This is a genomic window from Acidovorax facilis, from assembly GCF_023913775.1.
Taxonomy (GTDB): domain Bacteria; phylum Pseudomonadota; class Gammaproteobacteria; order Burkholderiales; family Burkholderiaceae_C; genus Acidovorax; species Acidovorax facilis.
Map to the genome: position 1 here is coordinate 13,879 of NZ_JAMXAX010000015.1, position 18,446 is coordinate 32,324.

General features: G+C 66.0%; 20 protein-coding genes. 7 read left to right on the forward strand and 13 right to left on the reverse strand.

Annotated elements, in window-relative coordinates; genetic code table 11:
• Positions 1 to 101 precede the first annotated feature (101 nt).
• Genes NFX52_RS07270 through NFX52_RS07295 form a run of 6 tightly spaced genes read left to right on the forward strand, consistent with a single transcriptional unit; the run spans position 102 to position 7,096 of the window.
• Positions 102 to 2,462: a bifunctional salicylyl-CoA 5-hydroxylase/oxidoreductase gene (locus NFX52_RS07270; RefSeq protein ID WP_055399999.1), complete on the forward strand. Its 2,361-nt coding sequence runs from the start codon at positions 102 to 104 to the stop codon at positions 2,460 to 2,462.
• A gap of 2 nt (positions 2,463 to 2,464) precedes the next feature.
• Positions 2,465 to 2,956 (forward strand): MarR family winged helix-turn-helix transcriptional regulator, encoded by a 492-nt coding sequence (locus tag NFX52_RS07275; RefSeq protein ID WP_055399997.1) that lies wholly within the window; start codon positions 2,465 to 2,467, stop codon positions 2,954 to 2,956.
• Positions 2,953 to 3,807: an enoyl-CoA hydratase family protein gene (locus NFX52_RS07280; protein ID WP_055399996.1), complete on the forward strand. Its 855-nt coding sequence runs from the start codon at positions 2,953 to 2,955 to the stop codon at positions 3,805 to 3,807. The genes NFX52_RS07275 and NFX52_RS07280 overlap by 4 nt, the downstream gene beginning before the upstream one ends.
• A 4-nt stretch (positions 3,808 to 3,811) precedes the next feature.
• The gene (locus NFX52_RS07285; RefSeq protein ID WP_055399994.1) at positions 3,812 to 5,029 is read left to right on the forward strand and encodes an acyl-CoA dehydrogenase family protein; all 1,218 of its coding nucleotides are present in this window, start codon (positions 3,812 to 3,814) and stop codon (positions 5,027 to 5,029) included.
• 4 nt (positions 5,030 to 5,033) lie between these two features.
• A complete protein-coding gene (locus NFX52_RS07290; protein ID WP_055399992.1) occupies positions 5,034 to 6,698 on the forward strand; it encodes an AMP-binding protein in 1,665 nt (554 codons plus the stop codon).
• On the forward strand, positions 6,698 to 7,096 hold the full coding sequence (locus NFX52_RS07295; protein WP_055400021.1) for a RidA family protein: 399 nt from the start codon (positions 6,698 to 6,700) through the stop codon (positions 7,094 to 7,096). Before NFX52_RS07290 ends, NFX52_RS07295 begins: the two co-directional genes overlap by 1 nt.
• Here the strand turns inward: NFX52_RS07295 and NFX52_RS07300 are convergent.
• Entirely contained in the window at positions 7,041 to 8,009 is a 969-nt protein-coding gene (locus NFX52_RS07300) for an EamA family transporter (RefSeq protein ID WP_055399990.1), read from the reverse strand. The genes NFX52_RS07295 and NFX52_RS07300 overlap by 56 nt on opposite strands.
• Positions 8,010 to 8,106: 97 nt before the next feature.
• Between NFX52_RS07300 and NFX52_RS07305 the strand changes: the two genes are divergently transcribed.
• Positions 8,107 to 8,568 (forward strand): Lrp/AsnC family transcriptional regulator, encoded by a 462-nt coding sequence (locus NFX52_RS07305; RefSeq protein ID WP_055399988.1) that lies wholly within the window; start codon positions 8,107 to 8,109, stop codon positions 8,566 to 8,568.
• 36 nt (positions 8,569 to 8,604) lie between these two features.
• Here the strand turns inward: NFX52_RS07305 and NFX52_RS07310 are convergent, their stop codons facing one another.
• From NFX52_RS07310 to phnG, 12 genes are all read right to left on the reverse strand, one after another.
• Positions 8,605 to 9,189, reverse strand: a complete 585-nt coding sequence (locus NFX52_RS07310) for a phosphonate degradation HD-domain oxygenase (protein ID WP_055399986.1) — start codon at positions 9,187 to 9,189, stop codon at positions 8,605 to 8,607.
• Positions 9,190 to 9,321: 132 nt separating this feature from the next.
• Entirely contained in the window at positions 9,322 to 10,128 is an 807-nt protein-coding gene (phnE, locus tag NFX52_RS07315; RefSeq protein WP_055399984.1) for a phosphonate ABC transporter, permease protein PhnE, read from the reverse strand.
• A 34-nt stretch (positions 10,129 to 10,162) separates the two neighbouring features.
• Positions 10,163 to 11,110 carry a phosphonate ABC transporter substrate-binding protein gene (gene phnD / locus NFX52_RS07320; protein WP_055399982.1) on the reverse strand — a complete coding sequence of 316 codons (948 nt, stop codon included), beginning with the start codon at positions 11,108 to 11,110 and terminating at the stop codon, positions 10,163 to 10,165.
• Positions 11,111 to 11,155: 45 nt separating this feature from the next.
• Complete coding sequence (gene phnC / locus NFX52_RS07325) at positions 11,156 to 12,016, reverse strand: phosphonate ABC transporter ATP-binding protein (protein WP_055399980.1); 861 nt, start codon at positions 12,014 to 12,016, stop codon at positions 11,156 to 11,158.
• A 103-nt stretch (positions 12,017 to 12,119) separates the two neighbouring features.
• Positions 12,120 to 13,274, reverse strand: a complete 1,155-nt coding sequence (locus NFX52_RS07330; protein ID WP_055399979.1) for an alpha-D-ribose 1-methylphosphonate 5-triphosphate diphosphatase — start codon at positions 13,272 to 13,274, stop codon at positions 12,120 to 12,122.
• Positions 13,271 to 14,002 carry a phosphonate C-P lyase system protein PhnL gene (phnL, locus tag NFX52_RS07335; RefSeq protein ID WP_252635593.1) on the reverse strand — a complete coding sequence of 244 codons (732 nt, stop codon included), beginning with the start codon at positions 14,000 to 14,002 and terminating at the stop codon, positions 13,271 to 13,273. Before phnL ends, NFX52_RS07330 begins: the two co-directional genes overlap by 4 nt.
• On the reverse strand, positions 13,999 to 14,787 hold the full coding sequence (gene phnK / locus NFX52_RS07340) for a phosphonate C-P lyase system protein PhnK (RefSeq protein ID WP_055399975.1): 789 nt from the start codon (positions 14,785 to 14,787) through the stop codon (positions 13,999 to 14,001). Before phnK ends, phnL begins: the two co-directional genes overlap by 4 nt.
• On the reverse strand, positions 14,784 to 15,245 hold the full coding sequence (locus NFX52_RS07345) for a GNAT family N-acetyltransferase (protein ID WP_055399972.1): 462 nt from the start codon (positions 15,243 to 15,245) through the stop codon (positions 14,784 to 14,786). Before NFX52_RS07345 ends, phnK begins: the two co-directional genes overlap by 4 nt.
• Positions 15,242 to 16,162, reverse strand: a complete 921-nt coding sequence (locus NFX52_RS07350) for an alpha-D-ribose 1-methylphosphonate 5-phosphate C-P-lyase PhnJ (protein WP_055399970.1) — start codon at positions 16,160 to 16,162, stop codon at positions 15,242 to 15,244. The genes NFX52_RS07345 and NFX52_RS07350 overlap by 4 nt, the downstream gene beginning before the upstream one ends.
• Positions 16,159 to 17,262, reverse strand: a complete 1,104-nt coding sequence (locus NFX52_RS07355) for a carbon-phosphorus lyase complex subunit (RefSeq protein ID WP_207401932.1) — start codon at positions 17,260 to 17,262, stop codon at positions 16,159 to 16,161. Before NFX52_RS07355 ends, NFX52_RS07350 begins: the two co-directional genes overlap by 4 nt.
• 2 nt (positions 17,263 to 17,264) lie before the next feature.
• Positions 17,265 to 17,906, reverse strand: coding sequence for a phosphonate C-P lyase system protein PhnH (gene phnH / locus NFX52_RS07360; RefSeq protein ID WP_055397001.1), 642 nt, complete (start codon positions 17,904 to 17,906; stop codon positions 17,265 to 17,267).
• Positions 17,903 to 18,415, reverse strand: a complete 513-nt coding sequence (gene phnG, locus NFX52_RS07365; protein WP_055396999.1) for a phosphonate C-P lyase system protein PhnG — start codon at positions 18,413 to 18,415, stop codon at positions 17,903 to 17,905. The genes phnH and phnG overlap by 4 nt, the downstream gene beginning before the upstream one ends.
• Positions 18,416 to 18,446: the final 31 nt, after the last annotated feature.

Here is an 18,446-nt window from a genome sequence, read left to right on the forward strand (position 1 = left end):
GAGAAATTTGCTGCACTGCGTCAACACCCCGCGATGGCATCAGGGGTTTCGCCGGGAAGGCCCCATTGACAGCATTTTGTTTAAGCCTAAACTATTTTGGCATGAACATCCTTTGCATTGGCGGTGGGCCCGCCGGTCTCTACTTCGCCCTGCTCATGAAGCAGCAAAACCCCACGCACCGCGTCACGGTGGTCGAACGCAACCGGCCGTTCGACACCTTCGGATGGGGGGTGGTGCTGTCGGACCAGACGCTGGCCAACCTGCAGGCGGCCGACGCGCCCACGGCCGCGCTCATCGGCGATGCGTTCAACCACTGGGACGACATCGAGGTGTTTTTCAAGGGCCGCAGCGTGCGCTCCACGGGCCACGGCTTCTGTGGCATCGGCCGCAAGCGGCTGCTCAACATCCTGCAGGACCGGTGCCTGGCGGTGGGCGTGGAGTTGGTGTTCGAGACCGATGTGGCCGACGACCAGGCGCTGGCCGCCGAGTACAACGCCGACCTGGTGATCGCCAGCGACGGCCTCAACAGCCGCATCCGCACGCGCTACGCCACCACCTACCAGCCCGACATCGACCTGCGCGAATGCCGTTTCGTCTGGCTGGGCACTCACAAAAAACTCGACGCTTTTACGTTTGCTTTCGAGCAAACGGAGCATGGCTGGTTCCAGGCGCATGCCTACCAGTTCGATGCCGATACCTCCACCTTCATCATCGAGACACCCGAAGCGGTGTGGAAGGCGCACGGTCTCGACCAGATGGAGCAGCCCGAGGCCATTGCATTCTGCGAAAAGCTGTTTGCCAAATACCTGGACGGCAACGCGCTCATCAGCAACGCCACGCACCTGCGCGGCTCGGCCAACTGGATCCGCTTCCCGCGCGTGATCTGCAACACCTGGGTGCACCGCGAGACCATCGGCGGGAAGCAGGTGCCCATCGTGCTGATGGGTGACGCGGCGCACACCGCACATTTCTCGATTGGCAGCGGCACCAAGCTCGCGCTCGAAGACGCCATTGACCTGGCCAACGAATTCGCTACGGGCTTGCCGATTGACGAGGTGCTGCAGCACTATGAAGCGCGCCGCAGCGTGGAGGTGCTGAAGATCCAGAACGCCGCGCGCAACAGCACCGAGTGGTTTGAGAACGTGGCGCGCTACGCCGGCATGCCCGTGGAGCAGTTCACGTACTCACTGCTCACGCGCAGCCAGCGCATCAGCCACGAGAACCTGCGGCTGCGCGATGCCGCGTGGCTGGAGGGCTATGAGGCCTGGCTCGCGGGTGGCAAGGCCGCGATTCCGCCCATGCTCACGCCCTTCACGCTCAAAGGCCTCACACTCAAGAACCGCATCGTCGTCTCGCCCATGGCCACCTACAGCGCGGTCGAGGGCGTGCCGCAGGACTTCCACTTGGTGCACCTGGGCGCTAGGGCCCTGGGCGGCGCCGCGCTGGTGATGGTGGAGATGACCAGCCCCACGCCCGAGGGCCGCATCACCCCCGCCTGCCCCGGCCTGTGGAACGACGCACAGCAAGCCGCCTTTGCGCGCATCGTGAACTTTGTGCACGGCAGCAGCACAGCCAAGATCGGCCTGCAGCTGGGCCACAGCGGCCCCAAGGGCTCGACCCGCGTCGGCTGGGAAGGCACGGATGAACCGCTGGACGCGGGCAACTGGCCCCTGCTGGCCGCGAGCCCCCTCGCCTACGGCGCGCAGAACCAGACGCCTGCCGCCATGACCCGCGCCGACATGGACCGCGTGACCGCCGCGTTTGTGGACAGCGCCCGCCGCGCCGTGGCCTGCGGCTTTGACTGGCTGGAGCTGCACTGCGCACACGGCTACCTGCTCGCCAGCTTCCTGAGCCCCGCCACCAACCAGCGTACCGATGCATACGGCGGCAGCCTGGAGAACCGCTGCCGCTACCCGCTGGAGGTGCTGACCGCGCTGCGCGCCGTGTGGCCGGCCGACAAGCCGCTCTCCGTGCGTATCTCGGCCCACGACTGGCTCCCCGACGGAAATACTGCCGACGACGCCATCGCCATTGCGCGCTTGTTCAAGGCGGCAGGCGCAGACCTGATCGACGTGTCCTCCGGCCAGACCACACGCGACTCGCGTCCGGTGTATGGCCGCATGTACCAGACGCCGTTTGCCGACCGCATCCGCAACGAGGTGGGAATTGCCACCATGGCCGTGGGCGCGATCACCGAGGCCGACCACGCCAACAGCATCATCGCCGCCGGCCGTGCTGACCTGTGCGCCATCGCCCGCCCCCACCTGGCCGACCCGGCCTGGACGCTGCATGCCGCTGCGCAACTGAGCCCCGTGGCCGCAGCGCACACCGACTGGCCGGTGCAGTATCACAGCGGCCGCGACCAGATGCTGCGCGAAATTTCCAAGCAAAAACAGCTCCTTGCGCAGGTCAATCAAGCGCAAGCAGCTACTAAAAACAGAGCATCCGAGGAAGAAGGCTAGCCATGGACCTCGAAGCCCGCCTGCACGGCGCCGCTCCCAGTGAACACCCCGAGGCCCTGCGCCTGTGGCTGCGCCTGCTCACTTGCACGCAGCTCATCGAAAAACAGGTGCGCAGCCACCTGCGCGCGCAGTTCGACACCACCTTGCCACGCTTTGACCTGATGGCGCAGCTGGAGCGGGCGCCGGACGGCATGAAGATGAAGGAACTCTCGCGCCGCATGATGGTGACGAGCGGCAACATCACCGGCATCACCGACCAGCTCGTAGTCGAAGGCCTGGTGGAGCGCCTGGACGTGGAAGGCGACCGCCGCGCGTACCTGGTGCGCCTCACGCCGCAGGGCCGCGAGCAGTTCAACACCATGGCGCGCCAGCACGAGCAATGGATCGTCGAAGCCTTCGCCTCGCTGGGCGAGCGCGACATCGCCACCTTGTACCGCCTGCTGGGCAAGGTGAAGGAACACACACAAAACAATTCTTTGGAGACAGCCGAATGAAGCATTACATCGGGGCGAGCAACCCCATGCGCGAGCAGTTCAACCCGCAGGCCAGCTATGTGGCCGAGCACTTTGCCTGGAGCTTTACCGATGGTGTGGGCACTGTCACGCTCAACCGGCCCGACCGCAAGAACCCGCTCACCTTCCAGAGCTATGCGGAGCTGCGCGACTTCTTCTACGCGCTGCGCTTCGCCACCGATGTGAAAGCCATCGTGGTCACGGGTGCGGGCGGCAACTTCTGCTCGGGCGGCGACGTGCACGAGATCATCGGCCCGCTGACCACCATGACCATGCCCGAACTGCTGGAGTTCACGCGCATGACAGGCGACCTGGTGAAAGCCATGCGCGCCTGCCCGCAGCCCGTGCTGGGCGCCATCGACGGCATCTGTGCCGGTGCGGGCGCCATGATGGCGCTGGCCTGCGACATGCGCTACGGCACCGAGGCCACCAAGACCGCGTTCTTGTTCACCCGCGTGGGCCTGGCCGGCGCCGACATGGGCGCCTGCGCGCTGCTGCCGCGCATGATCGGCCAGGGCCGCGCCAGCGAACTGCTGTTCACCGGCCGCGCGATGACGGCGCACGAAGGCCTGGCCTGGGGCTTCTTCAACGATTTGTATGAGAGCGCTGACCTGCTGGCCAACGTCCAGGCCACGGCGCGCGCGCTGGCCGATGGTCCCACCTTCGCCCACGGCATGACCAAGACCATGCTGAGCCAGGAGTGGAGCATGACCATCGAGCAGGCCATCGAAGCCGAAGCGCAGGCCCAGGCCATCTGCATGCAGACCGAAGACTTCCGCCGCGCCTACGAAGCGTTCGCCGCCAAGCAGAAGCCCGTTTTCCAAGGGGACTAACAACATGCACGTAGCCACGCCACCCGCCCCTTGCCCACCTTCGACGGCGCACCTGGCCCTGCCGTTTTTCGACGATGCCCACCGCGCGCTGGCCGCAGGCCTGGTGCCCTGGGCGGCCGCGCAAGAAGTGGATGAAACCGACGACCGTGCTGCTTGCCGCGACTGGGTGCAGCGCCTGGGCGCGGGCGGCTGGCTGCGCTACTGCGTGCCCGCCTCGCACGGCGGCGCGCTGCCGGCACTCGACTCGCGCGCGCTGGTGCTGCTGCGTGAGACGCTGGCTTACCACTCGCCGCTGGCCGACTTTGCGTTTGCCATGCAGGGGCTGGGCAGCGGCGCGATCACGCTGGCCGGCAGCCCCGCGCAGCAGGCGCACTATCTGCAGGGGGTGGCGCGCGGCGAGCTGATCGCTGCGTTTGCGCTCTCCGAACCTGAGGCGGGCTCGGATGTTGGCGCTATGAAAGCAATAGCTGAAAGCGCTTACCCATCAGGCGGTAACGGCCTAAAAGGCTCATATTTCTTGACCGGAACCAAAACCTGGATCAGCAATGGCGGCATTGCCGACTTCTACTGCGTGTTCGCAAAGACCGACCCGGCTGGGGGCACGCGCGGCATCAGCGCGTTCATCGTGGATGCGAACACGCCGGGGCTCGACACCTCGCGCCACATCCACGTGATGGCGCCACACCCGCTGGCCACGCTGCAGTTCGACCAATGCGCCGTGCCTGCCACGGCGCTGCTGGGCGAGGAGAACGGCGGCTTCAAGCTGGCCATGCGCACGCTGGACATTTTTCGTGCGTCGGTGGCCGCTGCCGCCCTCGGCATGGCCCGCCGCGCGCTGGCCGAGGCCGTGCACCACGCACGCCAGCGCCGCATGTTCGGCCAGACGCTCGCCGACTTCCAGCTCACGCAAGCCAAGATCGGCGAGATGGCTGCGCTGGTGGACAGCGCCGCGCTGCTCACCTACCGCGCGGCCTGGCTGCGCGATGAAGGCGAGAAGCGCGGCGGCACGCGCGTCACGGCTGAAGCGGCCATGGCCAAGATGACCGCCACTGAAAACGCCCAGCGCGTCATCGACATGGCGCTGCAGCTGCACGGCGGGCGCGGCGTGGAAGTGGGCAGCAAGGTCGAATCGCTGTACCGCGACATCCGCTCGCTGCGCATTTACGAAGGCGCCACCGAAGTGCAGCAGCTCATCATCGGTAAGGCCGTTTTGCAGGAGTGATGCCATGAAAGCCTCTTCCAAACCTTCCGCCCAGCCCGACCATTTCGTGCACGACCGCCTGCCTGCACCCGAGGCCTGGCCCACACTGCGCTACGACCTGCCCGAACTGCAGATCGCCAACCAAGCCAACCTGGTGCAGGCGCTGTTCGACCAGGCCGAACGTGCGGGCCACATCGACCGCCCTCTGTTGCGCGGCCCGCACCGAACATATACCTACCGCGACACCCGCACCGAGGCCGCGCGCATTGCCGAGGTACTGACACAGGACCACGGCCTCGTGCCCGGCAACCGCGTACTGCTGCGCGGCGGCAACACGGTGGAGATGGCGCTGGCCTGGCTGGGTACCGTTTATGCAGGTCTGATTGCGGTGGCGACCATGCCGCTGCTGCGCGCGGGCGAACTGGGCAGCATCATCGACCGCGCTCAGCCCACGCTGGCGCTGTGCGACGGTCGCCTGCTGGCAGAGCTGCAAACGGCCCAGACACAGCACCCGGTGCTGGCCACCATCGTGCCGTTTCACTCAGCGCCCGATGCTGCCGACCTGCTGCAGCGCTCGCAGGGCAAGCCCGGTACCACTGCCCCCTGCCCCACGTCGGCGGACGATATCGCGCTGATGGCTTTCACTTCAGGCACCACGGGCGCGCCAAAGGCCGCCGTACACACACACCGCGATGTGCTGGCCGCCTGCGAGGCCTGGCCGCGCCATGTACTCAAGGCCACGCCCGACGACATCGTGGCGGGTTCTCCTCCGCTGGCGTTCACCTTTGGCCTGGGCGGCTTGCTGGTGTTTCCGATGTGGGCCGGGGCCAGCGTGTACTTTCCGGACCAGCCCTACACCCCCGAAACCATGGTGCGGCTGATGCGCGACGCGGACGTGACCATCTGCTACACCGCCCCCACCTTCTATCGGCAGATGGCACCGTTCGCCAAGCAGATCGGCCTGCCCCAGCTGCGCACCAGCGTGAGCGCGGGCGAAGGCCTGCCCGACGCCACACGCCAGTTGTGGAAGGAGGCGACTGGCCTCGACATGACGGACGGCATCGGCGCCACCGAGATATTCCACATCTTCATTTCCTCGCCCGGTGGAGAAAGCCGGCGCGGCGCCATCGGCAAGGTGGTACCCGGCTACACCGCGAAGGTGGTAGATGACAACGGCAACGAGCTGCCGCGCGGCACCGTGGGCAAGCTCGCGGTGATCGGCCCCACGGGCTGCAAGTACCTCGACGACCCGCGCCAGGCCAAGTACGTGAAGGATGGCTGGAACTACCCGGGCGATGCGTTCACGCAAGACGCTGACGGCTACTTTTTCTACCAGGCACGCGACGACGACATGATCATCACCGCCGGCTACAACGTGGGCGGCCCCGAGGTGGAAGACGCCCTGCTGCGCCACCCGGCCGTGGCCGAGTGCGGCGTGATCGGCGTGCCGGATGAAGAACGCGGCATGGTGGTGAAGGCCATCTGCGTATTGAAGCCCGGCCACACGGGCGATGCCGCCATGGTCAAGACGCTGCAGGACCATGTGAAAGCCACCATCGCCCCGTTCAAATACCCGCGCGTGGTGGAGTTCGTCACGGCCCTGCCCCGCACCGAAACCGGCAAGCTGCAGCGCTTCAAGCTGCGCCAGGGCGCGGTGCCGGCACCTTCTTCTTCAACAAAAACAACATGATGAAAAACACCCTTTTGCAGCCCGAAGGCTGGGTCACCCCCAAGGGCTACGCCAACGGCGTGGCCGCACGCGGCACCATGGTCTTTACCGGAGGACAGATCGGCTGGAATGCGCAGCAGCAGTTTGAGAGCGACGACTTCATCGACCAGACGAGGCAGACGCTGCTGAACGTGCGGGCGGTGCTGGAGGCTGGCGGCGCAGGCCCCGAGCACCTGGTGCGGCTGACCTGGTATGTGACCGACCGCAACGAATACAACAGCCGCTTGAAGGAGCTGGGTGCGGTCTACCGCGAGGTGCTGGGCAAGAACTTTCCGGCCATGGCCTGTGTGCAGGTGGCGGGACTCATGGAAGAGCGCGCGAAGATCGAGATTGAAGCAACCGCTGTAATCCCGGACTGAGCTTTTCAAGCCACCGCTGCAGCGCTTGACCGTAAAGAATGAACGCCAGCGCCGCCCCAATCAACGGCAGCGCGGCAAACACCCAGCCCGTGAGCAGCTCGCCCCCCAGCGCCACGCCCACCAGCAAAGCCACCGCAGGGTTCACAAACGAATAGCTGCCCGCCAGCGCGGCCGACGTGTTCTGCAGCAGCCACAGGTACGCATTGAGCGCCACCAAGGTACCAAACACCAGCAGATAGACCCACGCCGCCCACGACTTGGCAGTGACCTGGCCCAGGGCGCTCAACGGCTCAAACCACAACGCCACGAGCAGCCCCATGGCGCCCCCCGCAAACCACTGCGCGGCCGATGCCATGGCGGGCGCAGGTAGCGACAGCTTGCGCGATGCATACGAGCCCATGCTCCAGCACAGCGGTGCACCAAAGGCCAGCAGCGCACCGAGCCAGGTGGCCGAGAAATCGCCCTCCAGCGCCAGCAGCAGTGCGCCCACCACGCCCAGCGCCAGACCGATCCAGCTGGTGAAGGGCACCCGCTCGCCGCCCCAGCGCGACCACAGCGCCAACCACATCGGCATGGTGGTGACCACCGTGGCCATCAGGCCCGAGCCAATGCCCAGCTTTTGCGCAAAACCCATCAGGTTCATGGCCAGAAACACCATGCAGCCGCCCACCACCGCCGAATTGCGCCATTGCACCCACGTGGGCAATGCATGGCCTTGCCACAGCGCAATCAGCAGCATCACCCCCCCTGCACACAGAAAGCGGATCGCATTCATCAGCAGCGGCGGCATGCTCTGCAGCGCAATACCAATGGCGAAATAGGTAGTGCCCCAGACGATGTAGACCAACAGCAGTGCCATGGCCACCGCCCCTTTGCGCTGTGCGCGGGCTTGCGCATTGAAAATTGCCGGCATATTCTTCACCTGACCGAATAATTTATGGAAACCGCAAGGTTTTCGGAATTTTTACCAAAATCGAGCGTCTATGCAAGCAAATATTCAGACAGATGACATGGACGCCAGAATTATTTCGGCGCTAGGCGCCGATGGCCGACGTTCCTATGCCGATGTGGGGGCCGAAGTGGGACTGTCCACCGCCGCAGTGCACGAGCGCGTGAAGAAGCTGCTGGACAAGGGCGTGATTCGCCGGTTTTCGATCAGCGTGGACCCGGAACGCGTGGGGCTGAACTTCACCGCATTCGTGGCCATCCGCAACGATGGCGGCATCCACTGCCGCGACGTGGCACCCCGCCTGCGCGCCATGCCCCAAGTCGAAGAGCTGCACAGCGTGGCGGGTGAATACGACTTTCTGGCCAAGGTCCGCACCACGCACGCCCGCGCGCTGGAAGACGTGATCTACGAGATCAAGGCCATCGCGGGCGTGGCCCGCACCACCAGCACGGTGGTACTGAACACTGAGTTCGAGGACCGCCCGCTGGACCTGGGCTGGGTGAATGGCGACAAGGGAGGTTGACGCGCAGGGGCGGCCTCGGCTTGGCCGCGCGGCTTTTTACGCTGCCACCGGGGCGAGTTCAGCCGCAGCGGCAACAGCTGCCGGAACTGGCACCAGACGCTGCACCAGCGCCATGTAGTAGCCCAGCGGGGGCGTGACCAACCCCGGCACCTTGGCATGGTCGTCATAGCGGCGCAGGCGGATGGCCTCCTGCGCAAAGGGCTGGGCCGCAAACTGCATCGCCTCTTTGGGCGTGAAGGGCCCGCCCTGCAGCACCAGGCTGTGCTGCGATGCGGGCGACAGTGTCTCCCAGTACCCCGGCTCCATGGTGCACAGGTAGCGCTTGGCATCCACATGCAGGCGGATGGGCTCCAGCACCGCGTCGGGCAGCAGGCCCCGCAAGAACGGGATGGCCATGTACTGGTGCAGGTCGTCCTGCTCGGCCGTGTCGCCCCCGGGCGCCAGCAGGTGGCCCAGGTCGTGCAGCAGGGCAGCGACGACAGTGGCCGGGGTTTCACCCGATTTTTCGGCCCACTGCGCGCACTGCAGTGCGTGCTCGAGCTGGCTGACCGCCTCGCGGCCGTACTGGTTCACGCCCCGGGTAGCGAGCAGGTGGGCAATGTCTTCAAGGCTCAATGCCATGGAATCTTCCTAAAAACTTGGAGCGGCTAACAGAACTCAGCGAAGCGGTTCTGGCTAGGCGCTGCGTCGCAGGCAGTACGAGTAGTACGACAAGACGCGACAACAACGCCAGAAGAGTTTTGTTCGCCGCTCTCAGACCAAGGCCTTGCGGATGCGGGCCGACACCAGGTCGATGACACTCACCGTGACCACGATGATGAGCATGACCGCGCAGGTCTCGGCGTACTGGAAGCCCCGAATGATTTCCCACAGCACCACCCCAATGCCCCCGGCGCCCACCATGCCCACCACCGAGGCCGAACGCACGTTGGCCTCGAAGCGGTACAGCGTGTACGAGATCCACAGCGGCATGACCTGCGGAATCACGCCATAGATGATTTCGTGCAGTGCGCTCGCACCGGTGGAGCGAATGCCTTCCACGGGCTGCGGGTCAATCGCCTCCACGGCTTCGGAGAACAGCTTGGCCAGGGTGCCCGAGGTGTGGATCCACAGCGCCAGCACGCCCGCAAAAGGCCCCAGACCCACGGCCACCACAAACAGCATGGCAAACACCATTTCGTTGATGGCGCGGAACGCGTCCAGCACGCGACGCACCGGCTGGTAGACCCACCAGGGCACGATGTTGGACGAGGCCAGCAGTGCCAGCGGCACGGCGGTGACCACCGCCAGCGCCGTGCCCCACAGCGCGATCTGCAGCGTGACCAGCATCTCCTGCACATAGATCTGCCACTGCGCAAAATTGGGCGGAAAGAACTCCGCCGCATAGCTGACCATGTTGCCCGAGTCGTTCCACAGATCGAGCGGGCGCATGTCGGCGCCCTTCCAGGACGCCGCCAGCAACACCAGCAGGATGCCCCACGACAGGTACCAGGCCAGGCTGCGCTTGGGCGACGAGGTGCTGGCCAGTGTGGCCAGCGAGGGATTCAAAGCAGAGGACATGGAGACACCCGGGCCGCAACAAGAAACCTACGAATTACTTCAACGACGCCAGCTGCTGGTCGATCTCGGCCAGGCGGGTCTTCTTATCGGCATCGGCCAGCGTGGCGTCGGCCTCGATCTTGTTGCGCTTGCCGAAGAGGTCTAGCTGGCGGATGGGGGTGAGCTGGGCATTGGTCGATGGTTTGAAGCCCGAGAGCTTGGAGATCTTCATCACGATCTCCTTCTCGCGCGCATCGGTCTTGGCGTAGTTGTAGAAGAAGTCGCGGATCTTGGTCTTGGTGGCCTCGGGCAAGTCCTTGCGCATCACCAGCGGGTCCAGCGGAATCAGGGGCGAGGTCCAGACGATCTTGATGTCCTTGAACTTCTCGGGCTGGCGCTCCTTGATCTTTTCCAGGTTCTCGCTGTTGTTGGTGGCCACATCCACCTGCTTGTTGGCCACGGCCAGCGCGTTGGTCTCGTGGTTGGCACTGCGCGTGATCTTGAAGTGCGTCTTCGCGTCGATCTTGTTCTGTGCAAAGGCGTAGTAGCCGGGCACCAGGAAGCCCGAGGTGGAGTTGGGGTCGCCGTTGCCAAAGCTCAGCGACTTGCCGTTCTTGAGCACGTCATCCAGCGTGGCCAGGGGGCTGTCTTTGTGCACGATGAGGTGCGAGTAGTAGCCCTGCGTGCCGTCTGCGTTCACCATCTGCGCAAAGACTTCGCCGTTGGCGCGGTCCACGGCTTCCATGGCCGACTTGTTGCCCAGCCAGGCCACCTGCATCTTGTTGAACCGCATGGCTTCGATGAGGCCTGCGTAGTCGGATGCAAAGAAGGCATTGATCTTCAGACCGGTCTGCTTGGCCATGTCGTCCAGCAGGGGCTGCCAGTCGGCCTTGAGGTTTTGCGAGGCCTCGGTCGAGATCATGCCGAAGTTGATGTCCTGGGCCAACGCGCCCGTGGTCAAACCCAGCCCGATCGTCAGGGCGGCACACAGTTTCTTGAACATGTTGAAAACTCCAGAGAAAGGAATTGAAAAGAAACAAAAGGCCGTTCAGGCGGCCTGGACCATGGCGGGCGCCCACTGCGGGACGGGTGTTGGGGCATGCACGGGTGCTGGTGGGGCACCCGCTGCATCCGACAGAATTTCGTCGGCGTGCACGCCATACAGGCTGCGCAGCAGTGCGGGCGTGAGGGCCGCCGAGGGGCCGTCGTACACCACCTGGCCGTGGTGCAAGGCCACCACGCGGGGGCAGTATTTGATGGCCACATCCACCTGGTGCAGCGACACGATGACGGTGCAGCGGTCCTCGCGGTTGATGCGGGCCAGGATGTCCATGACCTTGCGCGAGGACTCCGGGTCGAGCGAGGCGATGGGCTCGTCGGCCAGCACCACCTTGGCGCCCTGCACCAGCGTGCGGGCAATGGCCGCGCGCTGCTGCTGCCCGCCAGACAGGGTGGAAGCACGTTGTGCATGGCATTCGGCAATGCCCACGCGGTGGAGCGCTTCCAGCGCCAGTGCGCGCTCCTGCGGCTTGAACATGCGCAGCCAGCCGCGCCACCAGGGCGTGCGGTGCAGCAGGCCCACCAGCACGTTCATCAACACCGGCAAGCGGTCCACCAGGTTGAACTGCTGAAACACAAAGCCCACCTGCGAACGCACCTTGCGGATGTCGCTGTGGATGCGTCCGCCCTGCTGCACGCAGCGGCCATCGACCTCGATCAGCGAATCGCTGGCCGCATCGGCCACCACCAGACCCGCCACATGGCGCAGCAAGGTGGACTTGCCCGAGCCCGAAGCACCGATCAGCGCCACCATCTCGCCGCGCTGCACGGTGAGGTTGATGTCGCGCAGGGCATGTTTGCCGTTGGCGAAGTGCTTGTTCAGTTGGTGGATGTGCAGTGCGGCAGTCATGGCAGCCTCCTGAGGGGGTTAAGTCGTCTAGACAACCGAAGTGTGGTTGCCACGCGTGACAGTGCTTTGACAGTTGGGAGAAGTTTGGATGTCAGAGAGCGGTCTACAGCACCCGCTGCCCTTCGCGCCACACGCCACGCACCACGGCCTGGCGGCCCCCATCGGGCAGCTCGGCCATGTGCACCTGCACCAGGTCCGCACGCAGGCCCGGAGCCAGCGCGCCCCGGTCGGTCATGCCTGCCGCCTTGGCGGGGTTGCGGGTGACGGTAGCCACAGCCTGTGGCAGGGGCAGGATGTCGTCCTGCACCAGCCGCATCACCGCGCTCAGCAGGCTGCCGGGCACATAGTCGGACGAGAGGATGTCCAGCAGCCCCCGTCGCGCCAGGTCGGCAGCCGCCACATTGCCCGAGTGCGATCCGCCACGCACCACGTTGGGCCCGCCCATCACCGTGAGCAGGCCCCGCTCGTGTGCCGCCTGGGCCGCAGCCAGCGTGGTGGGAAACTCCGACATCGCCGCCCCTTCGGCATGGGCCTGCTCCACATGGGCCACCGTGGTGTCGTCGTGGCTGGCCAGCGAGATGCCGTGCGTGCGGCAGTAATCTACAAAGTACGCACGGTGCGGCTCGGCGTACTGCGCCTGCAGCGTGGCCGCGTGCGCCACCTGGCGCTCGAACTTCTCGGCGCTCCAGCCCTTTTTACCGGTGTAGTAGGTGCGCGCCTGCTCGATGTTCTCCCACTGGCGCTGGCCAGGGGTGTGGTCCATCAGCGAGATCAGCGACAGGCGCGGGTGGCCGCGGAACGGCTCGAACAGGTCGATGGTGTTGGGTGCGGGCAGCTCGCAGCGCACATGCAGGTGGTGGTCGGCACGCAGCAGGTTGCGTTTGGTGCAGGTGTCGATGGTGTCGAGCACGCGGTTCCAGGCGCTGCCGCGCAGGCTGTCCACATCAGCCTCGCCCACACCCAGCGCATCCAGCACCGTGGTGATGCCTGCGGCGGCAATCTCGGCATCGTGCGCCAGCAGTGCGGGCATCTCGGCCCATTGCACTTTGGGGCGAGGCATGAGGTGACGCTCGAAGTTGTCGGTGTGAATTTCGACCAGCCCGGGCAGCAGGTAGTCGCCCCCCAGGTCGATGCCTTGCAGGGCCGCAGTACCCCCACTATCCAGCGACGCAATGCGCCCGCCATCCACCTGCAAGCTGCCGTGCACCACTTCGCCCGGTAGCACCATGCGAGCGTTCTTGAACACGGTCGCAGTCATGCCGATGCTCCCCGGAAGTCACCCACGTTCACGCGGCGCGTGGCCACTGCCGCACCCACCTGCGCATCGTGAAAGATGCCCACCAGGGCGGCGCCGCGCGCCACGGCCTCGCGGATCATGGCAATCACGGTCTCGGTGTTGGCCGCGTCGAGCGATGCGGTGGGCTCGTCCAGCAGCAACAGCGGCTTGGGCTTGATCATGTTGCGGGCGATGTTGATGCGCTGCTGCTCTCCTCCGGAGAACGTGGCGGGTGGCAGATGCCACAGCCGCTCCGGGATGCGCAGACGGGTCAGCCACTGGCGGGCGGCCTCACGCGCTGCCTCGATGCCCGCAGGGTCGTCGCCCGCGTCTTCGGCCAGCGGCTCGGCCACCACATCCAGCGCCGACACGCGCGGGATGACCCGAAGGAACTGGCTCACATAACCCACGGTGTCGCGCCGCAGCTGCACCAGCGCACGCGATGTGGCCTGCGTCACGTCCACCACGGCGCCGTCGGCCGAGCGCACGGTGATGCTGCCCGCGTTGGCGCGGTAGTTGGCGTAGATCATCTTGAGCAGCGTGCTCTTGCCCATGCCCGAGGGGCCGTCGAGCACCACACATTCACCGGGCCGTACATCCAGGTTCACCTGGGCCAGCACGGGCAGTTCGATGCCGTTCTGGTGGTGCAGGGTAAAGCGCTTGGCCACCCCTTGCATCTGGAGAATGGGCGCAATGGAAGGCTGGTTCATGGCTGCAGTACCGAAGAAACGAGGAGCTGGGTGTAGGGGTGTTGCGGGTCGTCGAGCACCTGGTCGGTCAGGCCCGCTTCGACCACGCGGCCGCGCTGCATGACCACCATGCGGTGCGCCAGCAAGCGCGCCACGGCCAGGTCGTGCGTGACGACAATGGCCGCCAACTGCATTTGCCGCGTGAGCTGCCGCAGCAGGTCCAGCAGGCGCGCCTGCACCGATACATCGAGGCCCGAGGTGGGTTCGTCCATGAACACCAGGCGGGGCTGGGTGACGAGGTTGCGCGCAATCTGCAGGCGCTGACGCATGCCGCCCGAAAACGTGCGCGGTGCATCGTCGATGCGCGCCGCGTCGATCTCCACACGCTGCAGCCATTCCGTGGCCGTGGCGCGCAGGCGGCCGTAGTGGCGCTCGCCCAGCCCCATCAGGCGCTCGCCCACGTTGGCACCGGCCGACACATCCATGCGCAGGCCGTCCGCCGCGTTCTGGTGCACAAAGCCCCAGTCGGTACGGGCCAGCAGGCGCTGCTGCGCTTCGGTCATGGCATAGATGTCCTGCAGCTCGCCGCTGCGCTGGCGGAACTGCACCGTGCCTTCGTCCGGGGCGCTGCGTGCTGCAATGGCGTTGAGCAGCGTGGACTTGCCGGAGCCCGACTCGCCCACCACGGCCAGCACCTCGCCAGGCCACAGGTCAAAGGACGCGCCTTGCAGCGCCACACGGTCGCCATAGCGCTTGCTGACGTTGCGCACGCTCAGCAGCGGCGCAGAAGGTTCGGGGTGATTCATGTGAGGGTCTCGACAACAAAGCTCAGGCCATGCTGCGCAAAGCCCAGGGATTCATAGAAGGCATGCGCGCCCTTGCGGCGGGCGTTGGACGAGAGCGCGAGCTTGTAGCAGCCCGCGTCGCGCGCCTGCTGCATGGCGTGGGCCATCATCTGGCGGCCAATGCCTCGTCCCTGCTGGTCCTGTGCCACCACCACGTCTTCCACGATGGCCGAGGGCGTGCCCCGGTGCGCCAGGTTGTGCATGACGAGCAGCGCATAGGTGCCCACCACGGCGCCGTGCTGCGCGGGGTCGCAGGCCACCCACAGGCGATAGCTGGGGTAGCGGGCGAACTGGGTCCACACGGCCTGCGCTTCTTCCAGGGTCAGCACGTCGGCCGGACTGTTTTCAATGGCGGCATAAAGCGCCAGCACGCTCTCCAGGTCGGCCTGCCGGGCTTCGCGGATGTGCACAGTGCTCATGCGGCGCCGCCTTCCACCTGCGCAGTTTCGGCCTGCCGCGCCTGGCGCTCCTGGCAGTAATCCGAGTCCGAACACACATGCATGCGCCCGCCCTGGTCGTCGGTGATGACCTCGTCCAGAAAGCTGTCGGTGGCGCCACACAGCGCGCAAGCAGCATCCCAGCGCTGCACCTCGAACGGGTGGTCCTCAAAACCCAGGCTCTCCACCGGCGTATAGGGCGGCACGGCATAGATGCGCTTTTCGCGGCCCGCGCCAAACAGCTGCAGCGCGGGGTTCATGTGCATCTTGGGGTTGTCGAACTTGGGGATGGGCGACGGCGCCATCACATAGCGGCCGTTGACCAGCACGGGGTAGTCGTAGGTGGTGGCAATGTGGCCGTAGCGCGCGATGTCTTCGTAGAGCTTGACGTGCATGAGCCCGTACTCGGCCAGGCCATGCAGAGTGCGCGTTTCGGTCTCCCGCGGCTCCAGGCGCTGCATGGGCTCGGGCACTGGCACTTGGTAGACGATGACCTGGCCTTCGGCCAGCGGTGTCTCGGGGATGCGGTGGCGCGTCTGGATCAGCGTGGCCTCGCGCGTGCGGGTGGTGGTCGCCACGGCCGTGGTGCGCTCGAAGAAGCGGCGGATGTTGACCGCGTTGACCGTGTCGTCCGATCCCTGGTCGATGACCTTGAGGCAGTCCTGCGGGCCGATGATGGAAGCGGTGACCTGGATGCCGCCCGTGCCCCAGCCATAGGGCAGCGGCATTTCGCGGGAGCCAAACGGCACCTGGTAGCCGGGGATGGCCACGGCCTTGAGGATGGCGCGGCGGATCATGCGCTTGGTGCGCTCGTCCAGGTAGGCAAAGTTGAAGTGGCCGTCCACCGGTGCGGCGTCGGCGGGCAAGCCCATCACGGCGGGTTCCATGGGCGCGTTCATGCGGCATCCTTCTCGGCGGGGGGGGTGGGGTGGGCGGCAGCGGCGCGCATCTTGCGCACCAGCTCCAACTCGGACTGAAAGTCCACGTAGTGCGGCAACTTCAGGTGCTGCACGAAGCCAGACGCCTCCAGGCTGTCGCTGTGGCCCAGCACAAACTCCTGCATCTGCGCGGGCGACTCCACCGGTTCACCCAGCTCATCGGCACGCAGGGCTCGGTCCACCAGGCTCATCGCCATGGCCTTGCGCTCGCTGTGGCCAAACGCCAGGCCGTAGCCGCGCGTGAACTGCGGGGGTTGGCTCTTGCTGCCTGCAAACTGGTTCACCATCTCGCACTCGGTGATTTCGATGTCGCCGATGTCGATGGCAAAGCCCAGTTCTTCGGGCACGATCTCCACCGCCACTGTGCCCAGGCGCACCTCACCCACAAACGGGTGCGAGTGCGAGTAGCCGCGCTGCGTGGAATACGCCATGGCGAGCAGGAAGCCCTCGTCGCCACGTGCCAGGTTTTGCAGGCGTGTAGCGCGGTTGGCGGGGAAGCGCAGTGGCTCGCGGGTCAAGTCCGTGGGCGCAGGGTCGCCAGGGGGCACGGGGCGGGTCTCGATCAAGCCTTCCTGGTTGAGCAGGTCCACTACGCGCGGCGTGGGGCCGGGTGGCACCGCAGCTGCCGCAGCGGCAAGTGGCGTCACCGTGCCTTCGGCCAGCAGCTTGAAGTCGAGCAGGCGCTGCGTGTAGTCGTAGGTGGTGCCTAGCACCTGGCCGCCGGGCAGATCCTTGAAGGTGGCGGAGATGCGCCGGTCCAGTGCCATGCGGCTGGTGTCCAGCGGGCAGGTGGTGCCCAGGCGCGGCAGCGTGGCACGGTAGGCGCGCAGCAAAAAGATGGCTTCCACCAGGTCGCCCGCCGCCTGCTTAATGGCAAGGGCCGCAAGCTCGGGGTCGTACACCGATCCCTCGGTCATGACGCGGTCCACCGCCAGCTTGAGCTGCTGGCGGATCTGCGCTACCGAGAGTTCAGGCTGCGAGACATCGCCCCGGCGCTGGCGGGCCAACAACTGGTAGCTGTTGAGAATGGCGGCTTCTCCGCCTTTGACGGCTACGTACATGCTCAGGCCTCCTGAAGGGCAGTGGCACCGCGCGTTGCCCGCGTGGTGCGTGGCAGACCCACGATGTGGTCCGCAGTGGCCAGCAGCAGATCCACACCGCATGGAAACACCCCATGGTTGGCCGCCCACTGGGCCTCGAATTCGTCAGGCAGGCCATCCACCTGCAAGGCCGCCACCTCCTGGATGCCGGGGCCGCGCAAGTGCCATGCATCACTCGCGTCCGCCGTGGTGGCGGCGGCACGCGATACATCGACCACGCAAGTCGCCGATTGATCGGGGTAGATGTCGGTTCCCTGGGCCAAGCTGCCCAGCGCGGGCAGTGCGTCGCCCTGCGCCACCCACACAAAACGGGCTTGAGCAGCGTCGACCACCACAGTGCAGCCCGTGTGAAAGCGCAACCAGGCACCGGCATCACTGGCTGCCAGCCTGGGCGAGAGCCACAGCGTGCAGTCACTGTCTAGCAGTGCCAGCAGCACGGCAGCCGATGCGGCATGCCCCACAGACGGAGCCTGCGCGTCATGTTCTACCGCCACCGTGCGGCCGGGGTGCGATAGCGCCTGCAGCACGGCGCGGAACACCGCCTGGCTGCCAAAGGCTTCGTTCGAGAATCCGGCACCCAGCGATGCCAAGGGGGTCGTGCTCATTCGGTGTCCTCGTCGTTGTCGGAGCCGCTCTCGCGCGCCACGGTGAAAAAGTCCACCTTGGTGCTGGCGGCCCGCGCCTGGCGCTCGGCCTGCGTATTGCGCAGGTGGTTGCGGATGGGTTCGAGCAGTTGTGCGTCCAGCACCGGTTGCTGAACAGGGTCTTGCAGCAGCGCATCGGCCAAGGCCGCCAGCTGCACCTGGCGGTGCGAACGGCCCAGCACGTAGGCCACGCCCACGGTGGCCTCAGAAGCGTCCGATGCGTCGGCCACGCGCAGCGCGCAGCGGGTGACGGTGACCTCACCCAGGTTGAAGCGCTCGCCCGTGCCACCGGCGCGGCCCTGCACCATCATCAGCCCGGTCTCTGGTGCACGCAGCCAGCGCGCGGGGCGCGTGGCGTGCTCGTGCAACGCAGATTCGAGCAGCCCCAGCGGCGCCCGGGCCAGCAGCGCCATCCACTGCGCGCGGCCCAGGGGGCGGCCCGGCCCCGGGTTGTCAAAGGCTTGAAACATGGAAGTGGTACCCTGAAAGTTGTATAGACAA